Source organism: Aurantibacter sp. UH7 (assembly GCF_056839165.1).
This window is the reverse complement of the sequence record NZ_CM166388.1, coordinates 1,823,508-1,844,770: the sequence shown is the minus strand read 5'-3', so window position 1 is coordinate 1,844,770 and position 21,263 is coordinate 1,823,508. Positions and strand designations below refer to the sequence as shown.

General features: G+C 32.2%; 19 protein-coding genes. 7 read left to right on the top strand and 12 right to left on the bottom strand.

Annotated elements, in window-relative coordinates:
• Nucleotides 1–14: 14 nt before the first annotated feature.
• On the top strand, nt 15–1,064 hold the full coding sequence (locus UH7x_RS07765) for a 2Fe-2S iron-sulfur cluster-binding protein (protein WP_482363157.1): 1,050 nt from the start codon (nt 15–17) through the stop codon (nt 1,062–1,064).
• On the opposite strand, the gene UH7x_RS07760 is transcribed toward UH7x_RS07765, so the two are convergent.
• Nucleotides 1,061–1,843 carry a patatin-like phospholipase family protein gene (locus UH7x_RS07760; RefSeq protein WP_482363156.1) on the bottom strand — a complete coding sequence of 261 codons (783 nt, stop codon included), beginning with the start codon at nt 1,841–1,843 and terminating at the stop codon, nt 1,061–1,063. The two genes, UH7x_RS07765 and UH7x_RS07760, sit on opposite strands and share 4 nt — an antisense overlap.
• Nucleotides 1,844–2,104: 261 nt before the next feature.
• Between UH7x_RS07760 and UH7x_RS07755 the strand changes: the two genes are divergently transcribed.
• Entirely contained in the window at nt 2,105–2,800 is a 696-nt protein-coding gene (locus tag UH7x_RS07755) for a TIGR04282 family arsenosugar biosynthesis glycosyltransferase (RefSeq protein WP_482363155.1), read from the top strand.
• Nucleotides 2,801–3,205: 405 nt separating this feature from the next.
• Nucleotides 3,206–3,826, top strand: coding sequence for a TetR/AcrR family transcriptional regulator (locus tag UH7x_RS07750; RefSeq protein ID WP_482363154.1), 621 nt, complete (start codon nt 3,206–3,208; stop codon nt 3,824–3,826).
• On the opposite strand, the gene UH7x_RS07745 is transcribed toward UH7x_RS07750, so the two are convergent.
• Genes UH7x_RS07745 through UH7x_RS07735 form a run of 3 tightly spaced genes read right to left on the bottom strand, consistent with a single transcriptional unit; the run spans nt 3,823 to nt 6,239 of the window.
• On the bottom strand, nt 3,823–4,872 hold the full coding sequence (locus tag UH7x_RS07745; protein ID WP_482363153.1) for a glycosyltransferase family 9 protein: 1,050 nt from the start codon (nt 4,870–4,872) through the stop codon (nt 3,823–3,825). The genes UH7x_RS07750 and UH7x_RS07745 overlap by 4 nt on opposite strands.
• Nucleotides 4,869–5,471 (bottom strand): DUF4254 domain-containing protein, encoded by a 603-nt coding sequence (locus UH7x_RS07740; protein ID WP_482363152.1) that lies wholly within the window; start codon nt 5,469–5,471, stop codon nt 4,869–4,871. The genes UH7x_RS07745 and UH7x_RS07740 overlap by 4 nt, the downstream gene beginning before the upstream one ends.
• Nucleotides 5,472–5,498: 27 nt before the next feature.
• Nucleotides 5,499–6,239: a hypothetical protein gene (locus UH7x_RS07735; RefSeq protein ID WP_482363151.1), complete on the bottom strand. Its 741-nt coding sequence runs from the start codon at nt 6,237–6,239 to the stop codon at nt 5,499–5,501.
• Nucleotides 6,240–6,519: 280 nt separating this feature from the next.
• On the opposite strand from UH7x_RS07735, the gene UH7x_RS07730 reads away from it, so the two are divergent.
• Nucleotides 6,520–6,744: a DUF6341 family protein gene (locus UH7x_RS07730; protein WP_482363150.1), complete on the top strand. Its 225-nt coding sequence runs from the start codon at nt 6,520–6,522 to the stop codon at nt 6,742–6,744.
• Here the strand turns inward: UH7x_RS07730 and purD are convergent.
• The 4 genes from purD to UH7x_RS07710 form a co-directional block, all read right to left on the bottom strand.
• Nucleotides 6,739–8,010, bottom strand: coding sequence for a phosphoribosylamine--glycine ligase (gene purD, locus UH7x_RS07725; protein ID WP_482363149.1), 1,272 nt, complete (start codon nt 8,008–8,010; stop codon nt 6,739–6,741). The two genes, UH7x_RS07730 and purD, sit on opposite strands and share 6 nt — an antisense overlap.
• A 360-nt stretch (nt 8,011–8,370) precedes the next feature.
• Nucleotides 8,371–9,357, bottom strand: coding sequence for a UDP-glucuronic acid decarboxylase family protein (locus UH7x_RS07720; protein WP_482363148.1), 987 nt, complete (start codon nt 9,355–9,357; stop codon nt 8,371–8,373).
• 127 nt (nt 9,358–9,484) lie between these two features.
• Entirely contained in the window at nt 9,485–10,705 is a 1,221-nt protein-coding gene (locus UH7x_RS07715; protein WP_482363147.1) for a glycosyltransferase family 4 protein, read from the bottom strand.
• 185 nt (nt 10,706–10,890) lie between these two features.
• Nucleotides 10,891–11,970 (bottom strand): DUF1972 domain-containing protein, encoded by a 1,080-nt coding sequence (locus UH7x_RS07710; protein WP_482363146.1) that lies wholly within the window; start codon nt 11,968–11,970, stop codon nt 10,891–10,893.
• A 156-nt stretch (nt 11,971–12,126) separates the two neighbouring features.
• Here UH7x_RS07710 and UH7x_RS07705 point away from each other — a divergent pair, with 156 nt between their 5' ends.
• From UH7x_RS07705 to UH7x_RS07695, 3 genes are all read left to right on the top strand, one after another.
• Nucleotides 12,127–13,314: an O-antigen ligase family protein gene (locus UH7x_RS07705; protein ID WP_482363145.1), complete on the top strand. Its 1,188-nt coding sequence runs from the start codon at nt 12,127–12,129 to the stop codon at nt 13,312–13,314.
• A 166-nt stretch (nt 13,315–13,480) separates the two neighbouring features.
• Nucleotides 13,481–14,803, top strand: coding sequence for an MBOAT family O-acyltransferase (locus UH7x_RS07700; protein WP_482363144.1), 1,323 nt, complete (start codon nt 13,481–13,483; stop codon nt 14,801–14,803).
• 1 nt (nt 14,804) lies between these two features.
• Nucleotides 14,805–16,514 carry an alginate O-acetyltransferase AlgX-related protein gene (locus UH7x_RS07695; protein ID WP_482363143.1) on the top strand — a complete coding sequence of 570 codons (1,710 nt, stop codon included), beginning with the start codon at nt 14,805–14,807 and terminating at the stop codon, nt 16,512–16,514.
• A gap of 9 nt (nt 16,515–16,523) precedes the next feature.
• Here UH7x_RS07695 and UH7x_RS07690 read toward each other — a convergent pair whose 3' ends face one another.
• The 4 genes from UH7x_RS07690 to UH7x_RS07675 form a co-directional block, all read right to left on the bottom strand.
• Nucleotides 16,524–17,627 carry a glycosyltransferase family 4 protein gene (locus tag UH7x_RS07690; RefSeq protein WP_482363142.1) on the bottom strand — a complete coding sequence of 368 codons (1,104 nt, stop codon included), beginning with the start codon at nt 17,625–17,627 and terminating at the stop codon, nt 16,524–16,526.
• Nucleotides 17,628–17,629: 2 nt separating this feature from the next.
• The gene (locus UH7x_RS07685; protein WP_482363141.1) at nt 17,630–18,817 is read right to left on the bottom strand and encodes an O-antigen polymerase; all 1,188 of its coding nucleotides are present in this window, start codon (nt 18,815–18,817) and stop codon (nt 17,630–17,632) included.
• 5 nt (nt 18,818–18,822) lie between these two features.
• Entirely contained in the window at nt 18,823–20,022 is a 1,200-nt protein-coding gene (locus tag UH7x_RS07680) for a hypothetical protein (RefSeq protein ID WP_482363140.1), read from the bottom strand.
• Between the two features lie 91 nt (nt 20,023–20,113).
• Nucleotides 20,114–21,259, bottom strand: a complete 1,146-nt coding sequence (locus tag UH7x_RS07675; protein ID WP_482363139.1) for a CDP-glycerol glycerophosphotransferase family protein — start codon at nt 21,257–21,259, stop codon at nt 20,114–20,116.
• Nucleotides 21,260–21,263 lie beyond the last annotated feature (4 nt).

Genomic DNA, 21,263 nt, shown 5'->3' with positions numbered 1-21,263 from the left:
TTTAAATAATAGTAATGGCTCAATTTCATTCGCTTAGCGTAAAGCACATAAAACCTTTGACATCTAGTTCTGTGGCAATCACTTTTGAGATTCCCAAAGACTTATTGCAAACCTTCGATTTTATTCCAGGGCAATACATCACCATAAAAAAGGAAATTAAAGGTAAAGAATTGCGTCGTGCATATTCGATTAGCTCTTCTCCTAAAAAAGATTGCTTTACGATAGGAGTGAAAAAAGTAGATAATGGCGGATTTTCAGATTATGCGAATACTAAACTAGCTGCTGGTGATAGCTTGGAAATAATGCCACCAGAAGGACGCTTTGTTTTTAAGCCAAATGCTAACAAAACAAACATCGCCGCTTTTGCTGCAGGTAGTGGAATTACACCTATAATGAGTATTGCTAAAAGCGTTTTAGAGAGCAACCCAAGCAATAAATTTGTTCTTGTATACGGAAACAAATCTAGCAAAGACACTATGTTTTATACGGATTTGGTTAAATTACAACTTGAATATTCCAATCGGTTTTTTATATATTTTACAAACAGCCAATCTCGTGAAGACAATTCACTCTTCGGTCGTATTGATGTTTCTACTGTAAACTATGCCTTAAAAAATAAACATAAGGATATTGATTTTGATGGCTATTATTTATGTGGCCCAGAAGAAATGATAAATTTGGTTTCTGACACCTTAAAGGAAAATGAAGTTGCAGAAGACAAAATTCATTACGAATTGTTTACGACGACAGAAATTTTAGATGATTTACCTGAAAATGTTACGGGTAAAACTGATGTTACCATTATTCTTGACGATGAGGAGTTCAATTTCTCAATGGATAAAAAAGAAATTATTCTTGATGCTGTTCTTAAAGAAAACATAGATGCACCATATTCTTGCCAGGGCGGTGTATGCAGTAGCTGTATCGCAAGAGTAACTGAAGGAAAAGTAGAAATGGTTAAAAACCAAATTTTAACGGATAGTGAAATTGCTGAAGGTTTGATTTTAACTTGCCAAGCGCATGCCACTACACCAGCGGTTAAAATTGATTATGATGATGTTTAACCGCTAAACTTTTCATTTAAAACATTCATTGCATGGTCGTAACCGATATTAAAGGCTCGTTCAATACCCTTTTTATCTAGAACCCCAAAAGATTCCAATTGTTCCGGTTCAAAAATTAGATTGCAATGCTCAAGTTTTGCTTTATACGTGGCATAAATCATTAATGAGGTAACTCTATTCGCCAGTTTTAACGAGGAGTTAATTGCCTTCTTCGGAATTTGCTTAATAGTGGCCACATTACTTCCAATAATAAAATCGCATTCTCCAATTAATGGTTCCACAGGAAAGTTATTCATTATTCCGCCATCAGCATACAATTGCCCTTCAATTTCAATAGGACTAAAAACCGGTGGAAGCGCAGCAGAAGCAAGTAAAGCACTAATTAATTCTCCACTATGAAACAAACGCTGACTGCCCTCCTGTAAATTTGTAGCAGTTATAAAAAGCTTCTTACGTAATGCCTGAAAAGAATCTTCATTAAATCTTTTTAGAAAGAGGGCATGATACTTAACAGTATCTATTAACCCCGGTTTTGCAAAAGTTAGAAAATTATATTTAACCAAAGGCGTTTCTTTAAAAAAGGCTAACATCTGTTCTACGGTGCTGCCATTCGCATAAAGTGCGCCAACTAATGCCCCAGCACTAGAACCTGAAACTACTTCAACAGCTATTCCATATTCATTTAAAGCTTTTAGTAAACCGATATGCGCTATACCTTTTACCCCACCTCCAGAGAGTACTAAGCCAATTTTTTTGGACTGAACATCTTCTAAGCGCATAATTTTATATTTCTACTTCAAAATTAACATGTTTGGTTCTAAATTACCAATCATTAAAATTATTCAGATTAGTAAATATTCTTACATATTAAATAGTATATAACTCTGTTCAAAATCTAATAATGAATTAGTATTCAACCGTATATCTTTGTTTAAAGGCGTTTTAGGATAAAATAATTGGATAAAATAATTTGCACATTGGGCAAAATACAATTACTTATTAAACATAATTTGTCGTATTTTTAGCACAACAACAATCTAATGAGTAAGAATTCTACGCAATCAATAGCCATTTTGATTTTTGCGCAGTCTCCCCTACAAGACGCAAAACAAAAAAACATAATAGGAGGTGAAAAGCTTTTTGAAGCTTTAAACGAGCATTTTATTGAGCTTGTTAAAAATACCGACCTCCCCTATATAATTATAGATGATGAAAATCAAATTGGTGAAACATTTGGAGAACGTTATTCCAACGCCTTACAAAGTGTTTTTGATCAAGGTTTCGAAAAGATAATTTCAATTGGCAACGATACGCCTCGTTTGTCAACAAAAACTCTACTAGATGCGGCTAAAAATTTACAAGATAATAATGCCGTTATGGGACTCTCAGTTGATGGTGGTTTTTATCTCTTAGGTATAAATCGTTCTAATTTTGACCGAGAAAGATTTGTAAAATTATCTTGGCAAACACAGCGAATTGCTCGCGATGTTCAGAAATTATTAGAAGAAAAAGAAAAGAAGTACAAATTGTTCCCAACTTTATTTGATATTGATTGTCTTTATGACCTTAAAATTTTTATAGGTCAGAAGAACGACTGTTCTAAGAAACTTTATTCAATTGCAAAAGACATATTTGATACGACTACCAGCAAATATTTATTTGTTGACATTATTGATGAGCGGCTCCCTATGTTAGTTAGTGAGGAAAAAGAATACTTGAAATCTAAAAACAAGTAGCGTAATTATCATGCATTTAATAAAAACGTACTAATTACAATTAAGTTTGCTTTTTCAAATGCTTGCGGCCAATATTTGTATAAGTGTATGAACCAAGGTCATTGACTTACAGCAATGAAAAGTAGCGACACTTCTACCATCTTCAGTTTTAAGTGCTTAATTACACTGTAGCTATACTAAATCCATTTACATTTTCTATAATCGAGAGATTGTTTTCTTGCCCTTTTACACTTTAACGGTAACATTGACCGACTTGTCGGTTTGTAGTTTTTCAGCACTACCATTATTATAGCTAATTCATACCTTTCAACGACTATTTTGACCACACATCTCTTCATCAACAAAACAGCATCAATTTGAGGGTTTTATATATGACTCATCGGTCGGTTTAACCTAAAAAATAAAATGATGCAGAAAAATATAAAACGCATGGCAACCATGCAAAGAATGCAAGTAACAGGACTCGAACTGTTTTATAAAAATGGATTCTATAATACTAGTATAGACGATATTTTAAAGAAACTTGAGTTATCTAAAGGTGCTTTTTATTACCATTTTGAATCTAAAGAAGATTTCTTTGTTCAAATAATAGAAAATCTTCTAGTTAGAAAAGTATATAGCATGCTAATAGAACCTGTTGAAGGGCATGAAAACACTACAGATCTAATAATGCAATGTTATGACAATGCTTTAGAAACTGCTGTACATAATGAAATGGACTTTGGATTTATATTGGGTAATTTTATCTCTGAATTCAATGGCAGAAACCCTAAAATAATGAAGCACCTAAATGATATTATTAAAATTTGGGAAGTAAATCTTGTTTCAGTAATTCAACGTGGTAAATTCGAAGGCCATATTGATCGACATGCAGACGCTGAAGGAGTAGCTTTGTTTATTATGAGTTCTTTTATGGGTGTTCGCACTTTAATGGTTGAGACAGCTCCAAGTGCACGTAAATATAGATTTATGTCGCAATTAAGATTGTTCTTAAAATCTATTGAAAACAAACAGCCAGCTGCTTAATTCTTTGCAATTAATTTCTGAATGTTTAAAACAACTTCTTCAGAACGTATTGTTGACATTGCATTTTCATAACCTTCAGGCATTTTATTACCATAAATTGAGGTTGGAATCAAAGGATACAGTTCTCGATCAGCCAGTAACGCTTTATTCTTTCCGTAATTAAAAGGAGAAAATCCAGCATAGGGGTGGGTAACACCCCACAAAGTAAGCACAGGCACACCAAATATGGCTGCAAGATGACCATTACCACTGTCCATGGCGACCATAAGTTTTAATTTAGAAATAAGTGCTAACTCATCGGTAAATGAGAGCTTACCTGCACAATTTATAACCTTCTCAAATTTAGATTCAAATTCATTCAGCTTTTTAATTTCTTTAGCTCCTCCGCCAAATAAAAAAATCTGGTAAGCGTTGCTTTTATTAAGTTCGCTAATCACTTGCTCTATTAATTCTATTGGGTACATTTTACCCTTGAATGCTGCAAAAGGAGCAATTCCGATATTAATTATCGAGGTATCTCTTGTTAACTCTTGTACTTTGTCAGAAGAAGATAACCACTTTACTGGTACTGAATTAGACAAGTTAAACGAAAAACCCAATGCACTGAACACATCTACATAGCGCTGATGCGTAGTTTTTAATGGCGTATCAAAAACCTTATTCTTTAAAGCTATTAAAGCCTTCTTCTCAGCTCTTCCTTTGTCAATTTGTTCAAAAGAAATATTTGTAAATGAAAAAAAACGTTTCAATACATTACTTCTTAAAACATTGTGCAAATCGGCAACAACATCAATATTTAAACCTTTAAGCTCCTTATATAAACGCCATAAACCCAGAAAACCTTTATGTTTGCCATTAACATCTGCTCCATATACTGTAACATTTGGAAATTGCTGAAACATCGGTTCGAAAAATGAACGCGTTAAAAACGTTATTTTAACATCAGGATACTTTTTAAAAAATGCAGATAATACAGGCACCGTCATGGCAACATCACCCATAGCCGAAAGGCGAATAACTAATATATGTGTAGATTCTTTACTCACTTTGTGCCACGAAGAACAGGATTTAATTCTTCATCATTATACATTTTCATTTGCTTATAGACTTTCATGTATTTATCACCAGATTCAATATCAGCAAGAAGCTGATCTATTGCTGTAGACAAGTCTTTTTTTTGCTCCAATAGCACGTTTAATTTTTGTGAACACTTTTCTTTGTGAGCAGCATCAGCATCTTTTCGTTCAGCTTCTTCTCGCATATGATATATTTTTAGTGCAAGAATAGACAATCGGTCTATTGCCCAAGCAGGACTCTCAGTATTAATTGTGGCGCCCTTTTTTACTTCTACCGATTGGTATTTTTTAAGAAAATAACTATCAACATATTCCACTAAATCTGTACGATCTTGATTGCTAGCATCAATTTTGCGCTTTAAAACCAAAGCGGCAATAGGGTCTATATTTGGATCTCGAATAATATCTTCATAGTGCCATTGCACTGTATCAATCCAATTTTTACGATAAAGCAAATGATCTATATCTTTATCTTGATATGGGTTATTAAAATCTTGATTTACATCATCAACAACATGATACTTTGCAATACTTTCTTCGAAAATTGAAAATGCGTGTTCGCTAAACATAATTGAATTGTTTTGACAAATATACCCTTATTTAAGAATAAATAAATCTGTAATGAAGACCATAAAGGGCAAGAAAATGGAAATCATTAAAACTATTTCCTTAATATTTTCTTTATTAATTGACTCTACGTAATTGGTTAAAAAAACCACGGCTGGAAAAAATGTCAACATCAGTGGATGCATTTCTGAACCTGACAAAAGTACTTCAAGCACAAGGCCGATAACAAATGCCAAGGCAACTAGCCTTAAGGTAACAATTTTACCGACGCCAACTTTCGATAGTTTTAAAAATGACAGCAAACCAGTTATACAAATTAAAATTATATAGATTACTCTTTTTGCACTTTTAGCAAGGTCCATAAATCGTGAGGACTGAAAATCTAATTGAAAATCATAATACTCCCAAAGAAACTCCTTATTTCCGGCCAAAATGGTAATTGCATAAACAATCATAAAAAACGTAAAGATACTGGCAAATGGAACCATCCAATTTTTAATATTCTTCGGCTCATAAATATAAATAGCTATTAAAACCAAGATAAGGTATAATATAGCCCAGTCGTAACAAAGACTGGCAATCATAACCCATAGAGTAGCATCGAAAATCTTAAGTTTTATGTTTTTTAAAGAACGGATGCTTATCAACCTTCGTAAAGCTAAGAGAATACAAAAACTACAGCCAATTGCATAATTATCTGCTAACGTTTCAGGGAATACAACCATTAACAACACATAAAACAAAATAGCAAAGGAGTTTATGCCTGTCATTTTATTTCTTTTGACAATAAAATTCACCAAAATAAAACTGACCATAAGCACTGCCAAAACAGCAATCTGCAACAAGGTTTGCCCCATATCATAGGTGCCCCGAAACATGTATAATAGCACTAACCAATAAAAAAAGAAGAGAAACGTTAATACAATAATGAAGTTTATTGGCTTAGTTTTCCCAAAAATGCTTTGAATCATCTGAGGATTTTATACTTTTGTGTTCAAATATAGCAATAGACTGGGCTTCTAAAAAAGCTCAAATTCAAATAAAAAATATATGTGGCGTTCTTTTTTCGAAGGTATTGATGATTTATTCGTAAACGTACTGTTTGCTCCTTTTGATTTTTTCAGATTTATGGATAGTTGGTGGGCAGCAAATACAGTAAACTGGATTTTAGCTGTTGTAGGCATGGTAGCATTTGTTTACTGGATGCTTCAGTTAAAGGAATATGCTGCAAGTGGCGAAGAAGATAAAAGTATTACTTCGCATTCTTACCTATAGGTCGAACCCAATATCTTTACGATAATTAATCCTATCAAAATGTAGTTTTTCTATATTTTCATAGGATTTTTTTAGCGCTTCTTTAAAATCTTCCCCATAAGACGTAACTGCTAAAACACGACCGCCATTGGTTACTACCCTTTCGTTTTCCAGTTTAGTGCCTGCATGAAAAACGATAGAATCTTCGATATTCTCGAAACCAGTAATTTCCTTTCCTTTCTCGTATACACCAGGATATCCACCTGAAACAGCCATTACGGTAGTAGCGGTTCTTTCATCTATTTGTAAATCTATCTGGTCTAATTGCTGATTGGCAACAGCTTGAAACACCTCAACCAAATCGTTTTTAATTCTAGGAATAACAACTTCAGTCTCTGGATCTCCCAAACGAACGTTATATTCTATAACATACGGGTCATCATTTACTTTGATTAAACCAATAAAGATAAATCCTTTGTATGGTAATGCATCTTTCTTAAGTCCCTCCACAGTCGGTTTAACGACCCTCTCATGGATTTTATCCATAAATTCAGGGGTAGAGAAAGGAATTGGAGAAATAGCCCCCATACCGCCTGTATTTAAGCCTGTATCTCCTTCACCTATTCTTTTATAATCTTTTGCTGTAGGCAACACCTTATATCCTTTGCCATCGGTTAGAACAAAGACACTCAACTCAATTCCTGCTAAAAACTCCTCTATAACCACGGTAGTACTAGCATTTCCAAATTTTGCATCTGCCAACATCGCATGCAATTCTTGCTTAGCGTCTACTAATTCATTTAGTATTAAAACACCTTTACCGGCGGCCAATCCATCAGCCTTAAGTACATAGGGTGCTTTAAGTTGTTCTAAAAATCGATATCCTTCTTCTAGAGTTTCTACAGTGAAGCTTTGATACGCAGCTGTTGGAATATTATGTCTCACCATAAATTCTTTCGCAAACTCCTTACTACCCTCTAATTCAGCAGCGGCTTTCTGCGGACCAATTACTGGTATATCCTTTAAATTCTCATTACTTAAAAAATAATCATGAACACCATTAACCAATGGGTCTTCTGGGCCTACAACAACCAAATCAATTGCGTTTTCTAAAACTACAGTCTCAATTTTTTCAAAATCGTTTACACCAATCGGAATATTCTTAGCAATTGCTGCAGTTCCGGCATTGCCAGGTGCAACAAATAAATTTTTACATTTTGAGCTTTGATTAAGTTTCCAAGCTATAGCATGTTCACGACCTCCTGAACCTAAAATAAGAATATTCATTTGTAGAAAATTTGCCCAAAAATAATCCTATTATGAACAAATGCGTAAGGGCTACACTATTATTTTAAAAACTTGCCACAATTATTGGAAATAAATACGAAGAAAACCACTAAAAAGCCACTATTCAATCATGTCTACAATCAATGAAATTAAATTCCATCACAAAACCTCACAATTGTAATAAAACGCTGTCAATTCGCCGTTCTACTGCTCTTCAAATAAATCGTATACGATTATATAGCGAATGTTCAACCGTATATTTTATAGTACTTTACTACATATATTTTAGATTTAGGCAAAAAATAAGAGGTTAAGGAATTCAACTTCCCAAACCTCTTAAAAACAATCGAAATTGTACTTTTAATTCTTATTTCTGTCTTTAAAATCTCTGTGTTCTGTCTTTTCTAAATCTTCTTTAGAAAGTGATTTAAAATAATCAAATGTCTTTTTCATTCCTTCTTCTCTACCAACTTTTGGTTCCCAGTCTAAAATACTTTTAGCTTTAGAAATATCTGGTTGACGCTGCATTGGATCATCCTGTGGTAAATCTTTATAAATAACCTTTTGATCAGTACCTGTAAGCTTGATAATTTCTTCCGCAAAATCACTTATTGTTATTTCATGCGGATTTCCAATATTTACTGGATTACTATAATCACTTAATAAAAGCCTGTAAATGCCTTCTATCTCATCATCAACATAACAAAAAGATCGCGTTTGAGAACCATCACCAAACACTGTTAAGTCTTCGCCACGCAAAGCCTGACCCATAAAAGCTGGTATTACACGACCATCATTTAGACGCATTCGCGGTCCGTATGTATTAAAAATACGAACAATACGCGTTTCAACTCCATGAAAACGATGATATGCCATAGTTATTGATTCTTGAAAACGCTTTGCTTCATCATATACGCCTCTAGGCCCTATAGTATTTACATTGCCATAATACTCTTCGGTTTGTGGATGCACCAATGGGTCACCGTAAATTTCTGATGTAGATGCTATTAAAATTCTAGCATTCTTTTCTTTAGCTAAACCTAATAGATTATGCGTACCCAAAGCGCCAACTTTCAACGTTTGAATAGGAATTTTTAAATAATCAATTGGACTTGCAGGTGATGCAAAATGCAAGATATAATCTAAATCTCCTGGTACATGAACAAACTTGGTAACATCGTGATGATAATACTCGAAATTTTCGAGTTTGAACAGATGTTCTATGTTCTTTAAATCTCCTGTGATTAAGTTATCCATCGCAATTACGTGGAATCCTTCTTTTATAAATCGGTCGCAAAGATGGGACCCTAAAAATCCGGCTGCGCCAGTAATTAAAACTTTTTTCATAGTGTAATTAAGCTATAATGGGTTCTTTATTATGTTGGGATAGCAAATGTAGGTTCGAAATAAAATCCTACAAAAAAATACGGTTTAAAAACATAGATATTGGGCAACTTGCAAACAAATGCAATTATTAATAAGTCCTTTCATTTTCAGATTCAACTTTTTCTTCATAGCTGGCTTCATTAATGCTTTCTTTGGTTTTCATCCGGCCATTTTTACCAGCATCACCAACTTTTGTCTTATTCTTTATCTTATCTACTCTTCTTCTAAGCAATATTTTCTGCTTCATAGTAGTAAAATTATAGTTGTACTTAAAAAAGATATAACCTAACAAAATCACTACAGAGACCAACATTATGGCTAGGCCAAAATTTTTGGCTGTGCTACCCAGCACAATAAACAACATTACGAACATCAAATTAAAGCAACCAATGATGAAACTAGCTTGTTTATGACTTAACCCCCAATAATCTATTAAAACATGATGTGTATGATTGCGATCAGGCGAAAATGGCGCTCTTTTATTAGCAATACGTATAGCGAACACCCTTGCGGTATCGAAAAGTGGAACAATAAGAATACTTATAGCTATTAGTGGAGCGTTTTCTAATAAAAATGGGATTTCTGTATAATCCTGAGGTTTAAGCGCCAAGAATTTTAAAGTAAGAATACTTATTACAAAGCCTACCATTAATGACCCAGTATCTCCCATAAATATTTTTTTATCCGAGGAGAGGTTGAAGCCTAAAAATGCCATTAAGCTAGCATTCATTGTTATGGCTAATAAGGCAAAGAAATACTCTTCACTTAAATAGAAAATTGTTGTATAAATTACCATAATTACCATACCAACTACCGAGGCTAATCCATCGATACCATCTATTAAGTTATACGAGTTAATAATGGTCAACATCATAAACCCAGCAATAAATAAGTACAAGTAATAAGGGATTTCATTAATATTTAAAAATCCATTCAACGAGCCTATTACAAAACCTGGGTTGACTAAAATAAATGCTACAGCAAACACCTGAGCCATCAGTTTCGCTCCTGGGGATATAACCACCAAATCATCCTTAAGACCTACAATAAACAAAATTGTAAGTCCTGGTATTATATACATAGCTTCATCAAAGACATCTCGGTCTCTAATGAAAAATAGAGCAAAAATTAAGGTATAATAAAAAGACACCCCACCCAATGTTGGTGTTCTTTTAGCATGAGAACTCCGCCCGTTAGGGTCATCAGTAAGACGCCTAAACTCAACTACATTGATAATTTTTGGTATAGTTAAGTAGGTTAGCATAAATGCGCCTAAAGAGATTAAGATGGCTGTTTCTAGAAAAAACACGTTATAAAATTATTTGTTACGATTATTCTGACAGAAATTTCAAGTTACGCCAAAGTTATGGAAAAGCGGTTCAATTTCAATCTTTTAACCTGATGGAAAAACCATTTCTAGCTTACTTATGATATATATAAATAACAATTTACCCAATAAATTTATATTAAATTTAATGTCTAAATCAGATTAATCTAAGAATTAAAAAGAATACTATATTTCTGGCTTATTATTTTCCAGGTGTACCGCTCAAATGCTAATTCTTTCATGGATTCAGCAATATGCCTCAATTGTGCTTCATCATTTTCTATATTATTAAGAGTTTCGAGCATTTCTTTAACATCTTTAAAATATAATGCTTGATTATCGGTAGTAAATCGGTTATAGTTAACATCGAATGCTATTATGGGTAACCCAAGATACATTGCTTCTACCAAAGAAGGGTTTGTACCACCTGCACTATGTCCATGAATATATAAATGACAATTACTTCGTAATTCGTTTAGCTTTTGTTGGTCGTATATTGGATTTAATAAAATAATGTTCTTAAACGCATTAAAATTAATTTTCAAATTTTTACCATAATCACTGTTTTCCCAATTACCAACAATAACTATGTTTACATCAGACTTACTAAAAGCCTCTAATATTATATGAATATTGTTTTCAGGTTCTATTCGGCAAACTTTAAAAGCATATTTCTTTGGAATTTTCAGAGCTTCTCTAGAGGCTTCATTTATTCGTTCATGAGAGACATGGTCAGCACCATAAGCAATTAATACAGCCTCTTTATCATAGACATCATGAACATGCTCGGCTATTCCTTGGTTATCTACCACAGTATAATGACTTGAACTTACCGCAATTTTTTCTTGTAGTTTTAAATACCTTTTTGCAAAACCATTCCATTTATCTCGCTTCCATTCAAGACCATCAATATTTATAATAATCTTCTTTCTAGAAAAAAAACGCACTAAGGGTATCATAAAAGCACCGCTAACCCCTAATATTAATAAAGAATCTGCGTAAAAAAAAGCATGTATTATAGACCAAACATCATAAAGTATGCTAGACCCGCCATTTGCGCTTAGCGGAAGATATTTGAGCTTGGCTCCCAAGTAGGTTTTCTTTCTATCATTGCCATATTGCGAAGCACTGCAATAAACTGTAAATTCATAACTCTCATGAAGTTCTTTTACTAAATACTCTGCCAAAGTCTCGAATCCACCGTACTTAGCAGGTATACCTACGGTACCTATTATTGCAATTTTCAATTTATATATTTTTTATCACGACTCAATTAAACATAAACATACCAGAAAAAAGCCTTTAAAATTTCTAAGCACTCTCATATTATTAAGCCAATTCATACAAGTAGACTACCAGTATTTATAATAATTCTTTAATTTCACGCGCAAAATTATTCGGCTATGTGGCTAGAAAGGCTAAAAAATGTTTCTTTATTATTTCTAGTTATCACCATTCCATTTGCAAGACTCTATAATATCAATTCTTATGCAATTGCCATATTTGCAATTACAATTATGTTTTCAGCCAAAAAAAGGAATTTTAAAAGTACTTTTTCGTGGCTTTTAATAGCCTATTACCTACTAATTTTTTTTAATGTATTATTTATAGATCAAACTGAATCTATACTTAACATTTCTAAAAACATCCCGTTAATACTAATTCCGGCTGTGGTATTTTTTATTGATTATAAAAAAACAGCGCTTACAGCGTTTGTTTACAGTATTGCAATTGCTAGCCTTATTTCACTTATTTACACCTACATTAAAAGCAAAGGCTATATATTTTATTTTCACAACCCTACAGAAATAATAGACCTTCAAATAAACTACTTAAGTATTTTTATTTGCTTTTCACTTGCTATACTATACAATGAAATTTTGCAAACAAATATAGCCAAATTGCAACACTACATTCTAGTTCCTTTTTTCTTTTTCATCCTAGCAATTTTATTCAATCGTACTGGCATAATTACTAGTATTATAATTACGATCTATTTTGTTTTAATATATTTTAAGAAACAAGGAAATTTAAAATTCCTTATTGGATTTATTACTTTATTTTGCCTTTTAATAGGCTACATTTTCACTAGGCCCATTGTGAAACAAAAATTTGGAGAAATAGTTAATCAAGATTTTGTCGGTGAAACCAATTATTCTAATGGAATTAGTAGCAGACTACTAACTTGGGAATGCAGTCTTGAAACCTTAGAAGGTGCAGGATTTTTTGGATATGGTATAGATAAGTCTACATTGATATTAGCGGAATGTTACAAGTCAAAACTAAGTGCCGATTCAATTCAATATACAAACGAATATAATTCACATAATCAATTTCTTCAAACAATAATGAATTTAGGAATTCTAGGATTTATTCTCTTATTATCCATTTATGGATGTATACTTTATGTGGGAATAAAAAATAAGGACTCCCTATTAATATTCTATTTTATAATATTACTAATATTTGGCTTCACTGAGTCATTTTTAATACGACAATGGGGATTGGTGTTTTTTTCCTTTTTTACACCTTATCTTTTTTTAAAACATATATCGATTAAAGATTCTAAGTCAAATGAATTTTCAACCTGAACTATTATTCATTGATTATACTAAGATTCGTTTTAAATAATTCAACAATAAAATTATAACCCATTAATAAACAATGGTATTTAGCTCTACAGTTTTCATATTCCTATTTTTACCTTTTGTTCTTGGCGTCTATTTTTTATTAGATAAAAAATTTCGAAACCTTTTCTTGTTAATAGCAAGTTTATTTTTTTATGCCTGGGGCGAAGGCATTCTAGTATTATTAATGATGAGCTCTATTGGAGTGAACTATATTGCTGGCCTACTAATAGACAATAGCAACAAAAAACTTCAAACACGAAAATCTAATGCTTATCTCATCCTAGGAGTTACACTAAATCTATTAGTTTTAATCTATTATAAATACATACATTTCATATTTCAAAATCTACAATTTTTAGAGATAAAATTAAATTTCGACACCTCGAGTGTTACCTTACCAATAGGTATCTCATTCTTTACATTTCAAAGCATCTCATACTTAGTTGATGTGCATAGAGGGTCAGTTGAAGGCCAACGAAGTATAATTAATCTCGGAATGTATATTGCCCTTTTTCCACAGTTAATTGCTGGGCCTATTGTAAGATATATTGATATTTCAAAAGAAATAGAAAACAGAAAAGTAACTTCTTCGTTATTCAAAACAGGTATAAGTAGGTTTCTGGTGGGCTTTGCAAAAAAGGTAATCATAGCAAATAATGTTGGATTTATTGCTGATAAAATATTCGGCGTCCCTGTTGTTGAATTGTCATCATCAATGACCTGGATTGGTGCAATATGCTATTCCTTACAAATTTATTACGATTTCTCTGGTTACTCAGACATGGCAATTGGTCTAGGTAAAATGTTTGGTTTTAACTTTAAAGAAAATTTCGAACACCCATATATTTCTAAATCAATAAAAGAATTTTGGCGCAGATGGCATATCTCTCTTTCTTCATGGTTTAGAGATTACCTATATATTCCGCTGGGAGGGAATAAAAAAGGAAAGTATAGAACTTATGTAAATTTAATTATTGTTTTCTTATTAACTGGGTTATGGCATGGTGCTAGCTGGAATTTTATTATTTGGGGCTTATTTCATGGTTTTTTTCTAATACTTGAAAGAAGTGAGCCATTTATGTTGTCTTCAAAATTTAATATTCTAAAAAGAATATACTTATTGCTTGTAGTAATTGTAGGTTGGGTGATATTTAGAGCAGAAGACTTAGGGTATGCGGTCGAATATATAACTAGAATGTTTGCTTTTAAAGACGGTGTTTATACCTATCCGTATTTATTTCTAAACACTTATGTTCTTACTGTAATTTCAGTTGGAATACTGTTTGCAATGCCTTTTAGAGCATTCTTAGTTGAAAAATTAAAGATTCTTTTACCTAATAAAACTTGGGCATTAGCTATTGAACGAGGCGTATATCTTCTATTATTTTTATTTGCGCTTATGGAACTAGCTCAAACTACATATAATCCATTCATTTATTTTAGATTTTGATATGATAAAAAAATATAGCTTGCCCATTTTCATGTCAATCATTGTGTTTTTTTTCATTAAGTTTCTATTGGGAACACTTAATGAAAAACCCGAAGAATTAACAATTAAATTAAATGCCAAAATTTTGGCAGATGACACTTTTCAGCTTTTTTATTTAAATAATAAAGCAAAATCATTTAATGAAAAACTGAGTGTGATTAGTCAAGTTAAGGGTGACTCTATTATTCAATCCGTACGCTTTAAACTTCCGCTAGACACCACTATTAACAAACTTAGGCTGGATATTGGCACAAACAGAAAACAAAAGCCACTTGAAATATCATCGTTTATTATAGCGAATGAGTTTGATTCTCTAACATTCGATATTTCTAAAGATTTTAATAAAAATATCTGTATCGCAGAACAGAATGGAAAATTTGCGACTAAAATAGTTTCTAATAGTTATGATCCATTCTTTATATCTAACTTCAATTCCAGAGCTGCTATTTTAGAATTAACCAGTGAAAAGCCACAGGTAAATATTTTTGTGACTTATCTAATTTCTTTTGTTTTTGCTATTGCTTTCCTCCTCTCAGTAACTTTAAATAATTTAAGACTATATAGATTCGCCCCTAATGTTTACATTCTCTTTTTCGTATTAATTATTATTGCGCCTCAATTTGCCAAATTATTAGATACAGAAGTAGAAAATGATATTGAAAAAAGAAAGTTAGCAGAAAAACCAGAATGGTTATTTAAAGATAGCTACCCAAAAGCATTTGAGGCTTATTATAATGATAATTTTGGATTTCGCCCTCTGTTAATTAATTGGTCTAGTAAATTAAAAATTAAATTCTTTAAAGATTCTTCTAAACCAGAATTAGCACAGTTTGGCAAAGATGGATTTATTTTCTTTAATGAGTATGAAGAAAAAAGTGGAGGAATATACTCAAGTTACTCAAACACCAACTTAGCAACAGAAAAAGAGCTTGATAAAGCATTTCATATGCACGCTCAATTGAAAAAAGATTTGGCCAGTAAACATATTGAATATGTATTTGGTTTTTGGCCTAATAAACACACTATTTATAAAGATTTGCTACCGTATACTATGAAACTACAAGTAGCAAATAAAATGTCGTTAGCTGACCAAACAGTTTCTTATTTCGAAAAGGCAAAATTGCCCATGTTTGATGTTCGTAAGGAATTGTTAAACAACAAAAATAAAAAGCAGTTGTATTTTAAATTTGATTCTCATTGGAATGCAAATGGAGCATATGAGGCATATTTAGCTTTTTGCGAGCAAACTTTTAATCAATTAGGTCTTAATCCTTTTCCATTAGAAGATTTTGAGGTTACCTATACCCCAGTAAGAAAAGGTGATTTAACAAATTTAATGGGTATTGACAGCATAACTAATTACTATGATGAAAAACCTATTTTTAAGCTAAAGAATAGAAATAAAAGATATCATTTTATATATCCTGGAGGTATTTATAAAAATGCTTTTATAACTGAAAACAAAAACAGTGGAAACAATAAAACCGCATTGGTATTCAGAGACTCTTATGGAGCTTCTTTCATACAGTTTTTATCTCTTCATTACGCCAAAGTTACTTATGTTGCTAGAAGTCAAGTAGATATGTATTGGGTTGACAAAACGAAACCAGATGTAATTATTTTAGGAGTAGTAGAACGACGGTTGCCTTATATTTTAGATATGATTGAGTAATGTAATTTTCTAAATCATTTTATATCCTTCTAAAGTCTTTTTTGCAGTTTCTTCCCATATATATTCTTTTAGAATCTTATCTTTTAACTCATAATTAAAAGGCTCTGAAAAAGCAGTGTTTATCGCCTTACTGATAGAGTCTATATCATCAGGCTCACAATAGTAAGCGTAATCTTCGAAATAGTCTCGTGTATCCCCTTTCTCGGTAATTACAATATTAGTTTCCATTGCAGCTGCCTCTAACGACGATAGCCCAGGTGTCTCCATCCATGAAATAAGCGCGTGAACTTTAGCAAGTTTATAAAAAATTGGTAATTTATCGTGAGGAATGGGTCCTGTAAAATAAACATTATCCCCTGCAGTCTTATGAACTGCATTAGTAAAGGCAGGGTCGTTTTTCGTTTCATTCCCAATTAACACCAATGGGTATTTGTCTCCAACAGCCTTAATGAGATTAAGTGTAGATTTTCTACCTTCAATCCGAGCCACAGAAAGAATGCAATCTTTATACTTTAACATGTCTTCTTCAATACTATCATCAGACACAGCTTCTGGGTTAAAAAGAGTGGTGTCAACAGCATTCGGCACTACTACATAATTATAATTTTCTAATTTATACTCGCTAGCTACTCTCTTCATTTCAGACAAAGAATTGGGTAGAAAAACATCGACATCTTCGGTGACTTTTTTTGCTAATCGATAGTAACCTCGAAAAAGCATATAATATACCCCCTTATTCATTCGACCGTCTTTTAAATGTCGTAAGAACGTTTTTATATAATTAATGGTGTATGGAGAAAGCACATTCGCAACCTTTTGTGCAAAACCACCCCTTGCTTTTCTTTCAAATTCTGTGTACAATCCATAGATTGTTGATAATGCCACTTTTTTATTGTGTTTTTTTGCATGCTTAATTTGCATATAAAGCTCTTGCGGATCCATTAAGTTAAAAAGATGAACTAAATCATAACCCGTTAAGTCTGGTTCTAATTCGATACTTATATCTACCTCAACACCTAATTTTCCTAAATACTCTTTAGTTTTTTCTATTTGTGTTGTATCGCCACCTGGGGCGGAATATAAATTGCTTCTAGACTGGAATAATACTTTCATATTCAAATTTTCAATTTCGCAACAAAAATGAATGCTGCGCAAATTATTAGTTGTGGTAAAAGAAAAAACAAACCGGGCGCTACGATGCCTCCAACGGCTAGACGGGAGAAATTTAAACTAAACAATACAAGAATTACAAACCAACTTATTTTTCCACTTCGAATAATTAATTCATAGAAAAAACCAGCCACCGCACCCAAGAAGGATGCATGTAATATAATACCAATCCAGCCTAAATTCATATAAGCTTCACCTGGCGATGTTATAGTCATTCCTTCTCCCTCAAATGCCATATCGTATTTTGTCTTTAAAATCACCCCTGTAAATCCATTGTCGTGTAGCCCTAACGCTACTCCAAAATCACTTAATACTGTATAACCATAATACAGGTCATCATGTAAATCAGTATTGTATACAATGGCTTCTAAGTTACTTACATTTACTGCTGTCGTCCAAGCGGTAGACCCAATAGCCATAATTGAAAATTCACCAGTGTGTCGGTAATACCCTACAAGTGACAAAAACATAATAAACAACACTCCCCATATTATGTAACGATACGAAATTCCCTGCTTTTCTAAATATTTTTTAGTAAAAATGGAATATGCCAAAAAACAAGTGACAACCAAATATGCTGCTGGACCACGAAAACCAATTCCCATTACTAGGAACACACCGATAATTAAATAAAATACGGAAAGCAATTTTATTTTATTTAGAATAAACTTTTCAATCGCAAACCGATAAATCAAACTTACACTTATAAGTGCATTAGCAATTAATATGTATTTGCCTAGACCAGCTTTGGCACCAATACGCGCACTCTCCACGTTATCTAAAAATATGGGTATGGTACCCATCATAAATAGATAGACGAAAAGATATAATCCAACCCCAGATAGAAAAAAAAGATAAAATGCCCTTTTCCAATATTTTAAATCCATTCTAACAAATGGTACTACATCTTTTAATTTAGGAAATGTCTTTACCAATAAATAATGCGGAACTAAATGAGCAGCAATTATAAACACAAGTAAATAGGTAGCTAAAAGTGCCTTTGTTTTAAAGGTGGTCTCAAAAAATGGAAAGTAATATTCTAGAGCAAAAGGATATAAACACAAAAAAAACACAAATGCTACCAAAAAGAATATGGCCGGATGTAAAACATTAAAAATTCTAATCTTTCTCAAAAAAATTAATTTGTAGTTGAATTAGTCACTTGAGAATTAGAAATATTGCTTTTCTCAATTCCATCTAACAAGGTCTTACTCATAACATTATCTAAAATTCTAAAATGATTGATTATGGTAGCTTTTTCTAGCTTAGGATCTATATTTTCACTAGGTGTAATATAAGAAAGATCATTAATAACATTTAATTGTAACCATGCATTAACCTTGGCATAGCGCATTTTAATATAAAGTGCTATTAATCCGAAATCACTCCATAGAATTTCATTATTAAGATGATATCCTCCATAGTAAATGTTTCTTATTTTATTGTCATAAATCAATTTAATAAAACCACTTGGTGATATTTCTTTTTTATTTATATACATTTTGTCATTTGCAACAACTGCATAGAACACTTTGCTTCGATCTAATGAATTTTCAAACTTTTCTATTGCCTCGTCTTCTTCTCCATTTTTAAACATTACAATAATATTGCTTCCAGAATTAATTTTATCCTCGGTTTTTGCCGTTAACCCTGTTAATGTTTTTCTAGGGAAAATGAGTTCTGGTCCTTCAACGTAGGAGTGAATATAACCAACTCCATTTTTTTTTAGCAGTTCTGAGGCAACATCTTTCATCTCTTTAGTAAAAGAAAAAGAACCTCCATCAACTACGAATGATTTAACACCATCATTTCTAGACAAAAACGAATAAATACCATTTGGTTTGTCCAAAAGACAATAGAAATTATCTGCACCAACATAAAACAAGTTTTCAATATTATTTTTTAAAACAAATTGATCAATCATATCTTCATTGTAAAAAAAAACACCATCCTCTAAAATATTTAGATTTTTATTTTGGGGCAAATGTGACGGAGAATAAATAATTTTCATACCTAAATCAGCCAATTCCTTAACAATCGGATTAATTTTTTTAATTGTAATACTGTCTAAAAAACTATCTTCCCAAACGTCTATGAGAACCAAAGCACTGCGTTCTGGGTCTATTTCAATTTCTTTTTCTATGTCGACATAAAGATTCTTTTCCTTATTGTACTCGCTAAGTATATATTCAATAGTTATTCCGTTACTTAAAACATTTTTTTGATAGGCCAGTTGTTTATCGCTATCCATTTTGCAACCAACAAAAGCTGTACTACAGATTAGTGCAATAACAAAAAAAGTGATAGTCTTAAGGTTAATTTTCTGTAGGTATATCATTATAATTTCTGAATATCGAAGCCCGCTCTCAAAGGTACTATATTTTAGTTTTCATAAAAATAACCGGCAGAGCTTCGTGCAATTCAAATCTTTAATCGAGACCCAAAATAAATGAAGCTATATTCTCGTTGCTATTGGGTGTATTAAAGCCATTTGAATCATATGTATTCGTAAGTAAATCTATATTAGATAATCCGTGAATTAATTCATCCTTGTTATTTGCAATAGAAATACCCATTTCATCGAACGAAAAATATAAACCGCCTGACTCTTTTACATACTCTGCATAATCAAAAATATGGGCTATTATGGGTCTCTTCGTTATCATAAAATCGAATAATATAGAAGAGTAGTCCGTTATTAACACATCACTCAAACAAAGTAACTCTTGTGTGTCTTCTGATGACACATTTATTACGTTTTGTAATTGCTCAAAAAATCTAGAGTCAAATGTCGACTTGTCTAATGGGTGTGGTTTGAACAGCAATACTTGTTCCTCTTTTTCTTCAAGTAAAGTATTTAAACCAACAAGTGAATCTTTAATATAATTGGTGCTATTTATATTATTACGAAATGTAGGTGTGTATAATATTAATTTGCGGTCTCTAAAATCCTTCAAAAAAAGCGCATTGTTTTTTAAAGCATTCATTTGATTTTTATTAGCTACGGTATCATAAATAAATTGATTTCTTGGCTGACCTAGTGCTTTGAGCTTTGAGTCGTTTAAATGCATTGCTCCTTTAAATATAAAATTTGTATTTTCTGAAGCTGTAATGAAATAGTCCCATCGTTCATAAGGCATCTTTCTACCTGCTTTTAAAATTTTATCTATCCATTCGCGCTCTTTTAAAGAATCGTACCCTATTTTTTTGATTGGTGTTCCATGCCAAAGGTTTATAATGACCGTTCTTTTAGGCACAAAAGGAAAAACATCTGCTCCCTTATGAGAAACGATCCATTTAGATGCTCTAATTACAGCCCAAAAAGCCTGAAAACTCCATTTATAAAAACACTTAAAATCGTATTTCCGCATTTCTAATACTTCGGATCGATTTGAAGAAATCCAAACAGGATTATATAAATGATTCTTATGAAGATGAAGAAATAAAAACTTAGGGTTATCACTAAATTTATTAAAACCAGAACCGAACAGCACCAAGTTTTTGCGCACTGGGACAAAAGTACAAATAATGGAAAAGAAAATCTTTTCAACTAAATAAAATAGGAATCTTTTCATTGGA

Bases quoted from the DNA above. Each gene is read 5' to 3' on its own strand.
- UH7x_RS07755 (WP_482363155.1), top strand. From the start codon at position 2,105: ATGAGTAAGAATTCTACGCAATCAATAGCCATTTTGATTTTTGCGCAG.
- UH7x_RS07680 (WP_482363140.1), bottom strand. From the start codon at position 20,022: ATGATATACCTACAGAAAATTAACCTTAAGACTATCACTTTTTTTGTT.
- UH7x_RS07750 (WP_482363154.1), top strand. From the start codon at position 3,206: ATGATGCAGAAAAATATAAAACGCATGGCAACCATGCAAAGAATGCAA.
- UH7x_RS07735 (WP_482363151.1), bottom strand. From the start codon at position 6,239: ATGACAGGCATAAACTCCTTTGCTATTTTGTTTTATGTGTTGTTAATG.
- UH7x_RS07730 (WP_482363150.1), top strand. From the start codon at position 6,520: ATGTGGCGTTCTTTTTTCGAAGGTATTGATGATTTATTCGTAAACGTA.
- UH7x_RS07760 (WP_482363156.1), bottom strand. From the start codon at position 1,843: ATGCGCTTAGAAGATGTTCAGTCCAAAAAAATTGGCTTAGTACTCTCT.
- UH7x_RS07740 (WP_482363152.1), bottom strand. From the start codon at position 5,471: ATGTTTAGCGAACACGCATTTTCAATTTTCGAAGAAAGTATTGCAAAG.
- UH7x_RS07765 (WP_482363157.1), top strand. From the start codon at position 15: ATGGCTCAATTTCATTCGCTTAGCGTAAAGCACATAAAACCTTTGACA.
- UH7x_RS07705 (WP_482363145.1), top strand. From the start codon at position 12,127: ATGTGGCTAGAAAGGCTAAAAAATGTTTCTTTATTATTTCTAGTTATC.
- UH7x_RS07720 (WP_482363148.1), bottom strand. From the start codon at position 9,357: ATGAAAAAAGTTTTAATTACTGGCGCAGCCGGATTTTTAGGGTCCCAT.
- UH7x_RS07695 (WP_482363143.1), top strand. From the start codon at position 14,805: ATGATAAAAAAATATAGCTTGCCCATTTTCATGTCAATCATTGTGTTT.
- purD (WP_482363149.1), bottom strand. From the start codon at position 8,010: ATGAATATTCTTATTTTAGGTTCAGGAGGTCGTGAACATGCTATAGCT.
- UH7x_RS07675 (WP_482363139.1), bottom strand. From the start codon at position 21,259: ATGAAAAGATTCCTATTTTATTTAGTTGAAAAGATTTTCTTTTCCATT.
- UH7x_RS07690 (WP_482363142.1), bottom strand. From the start codon at position 17,627: ATGAAAGTATTATTCCAGTCTAGAAGCAATTTATATTCCGCCCCAGGT.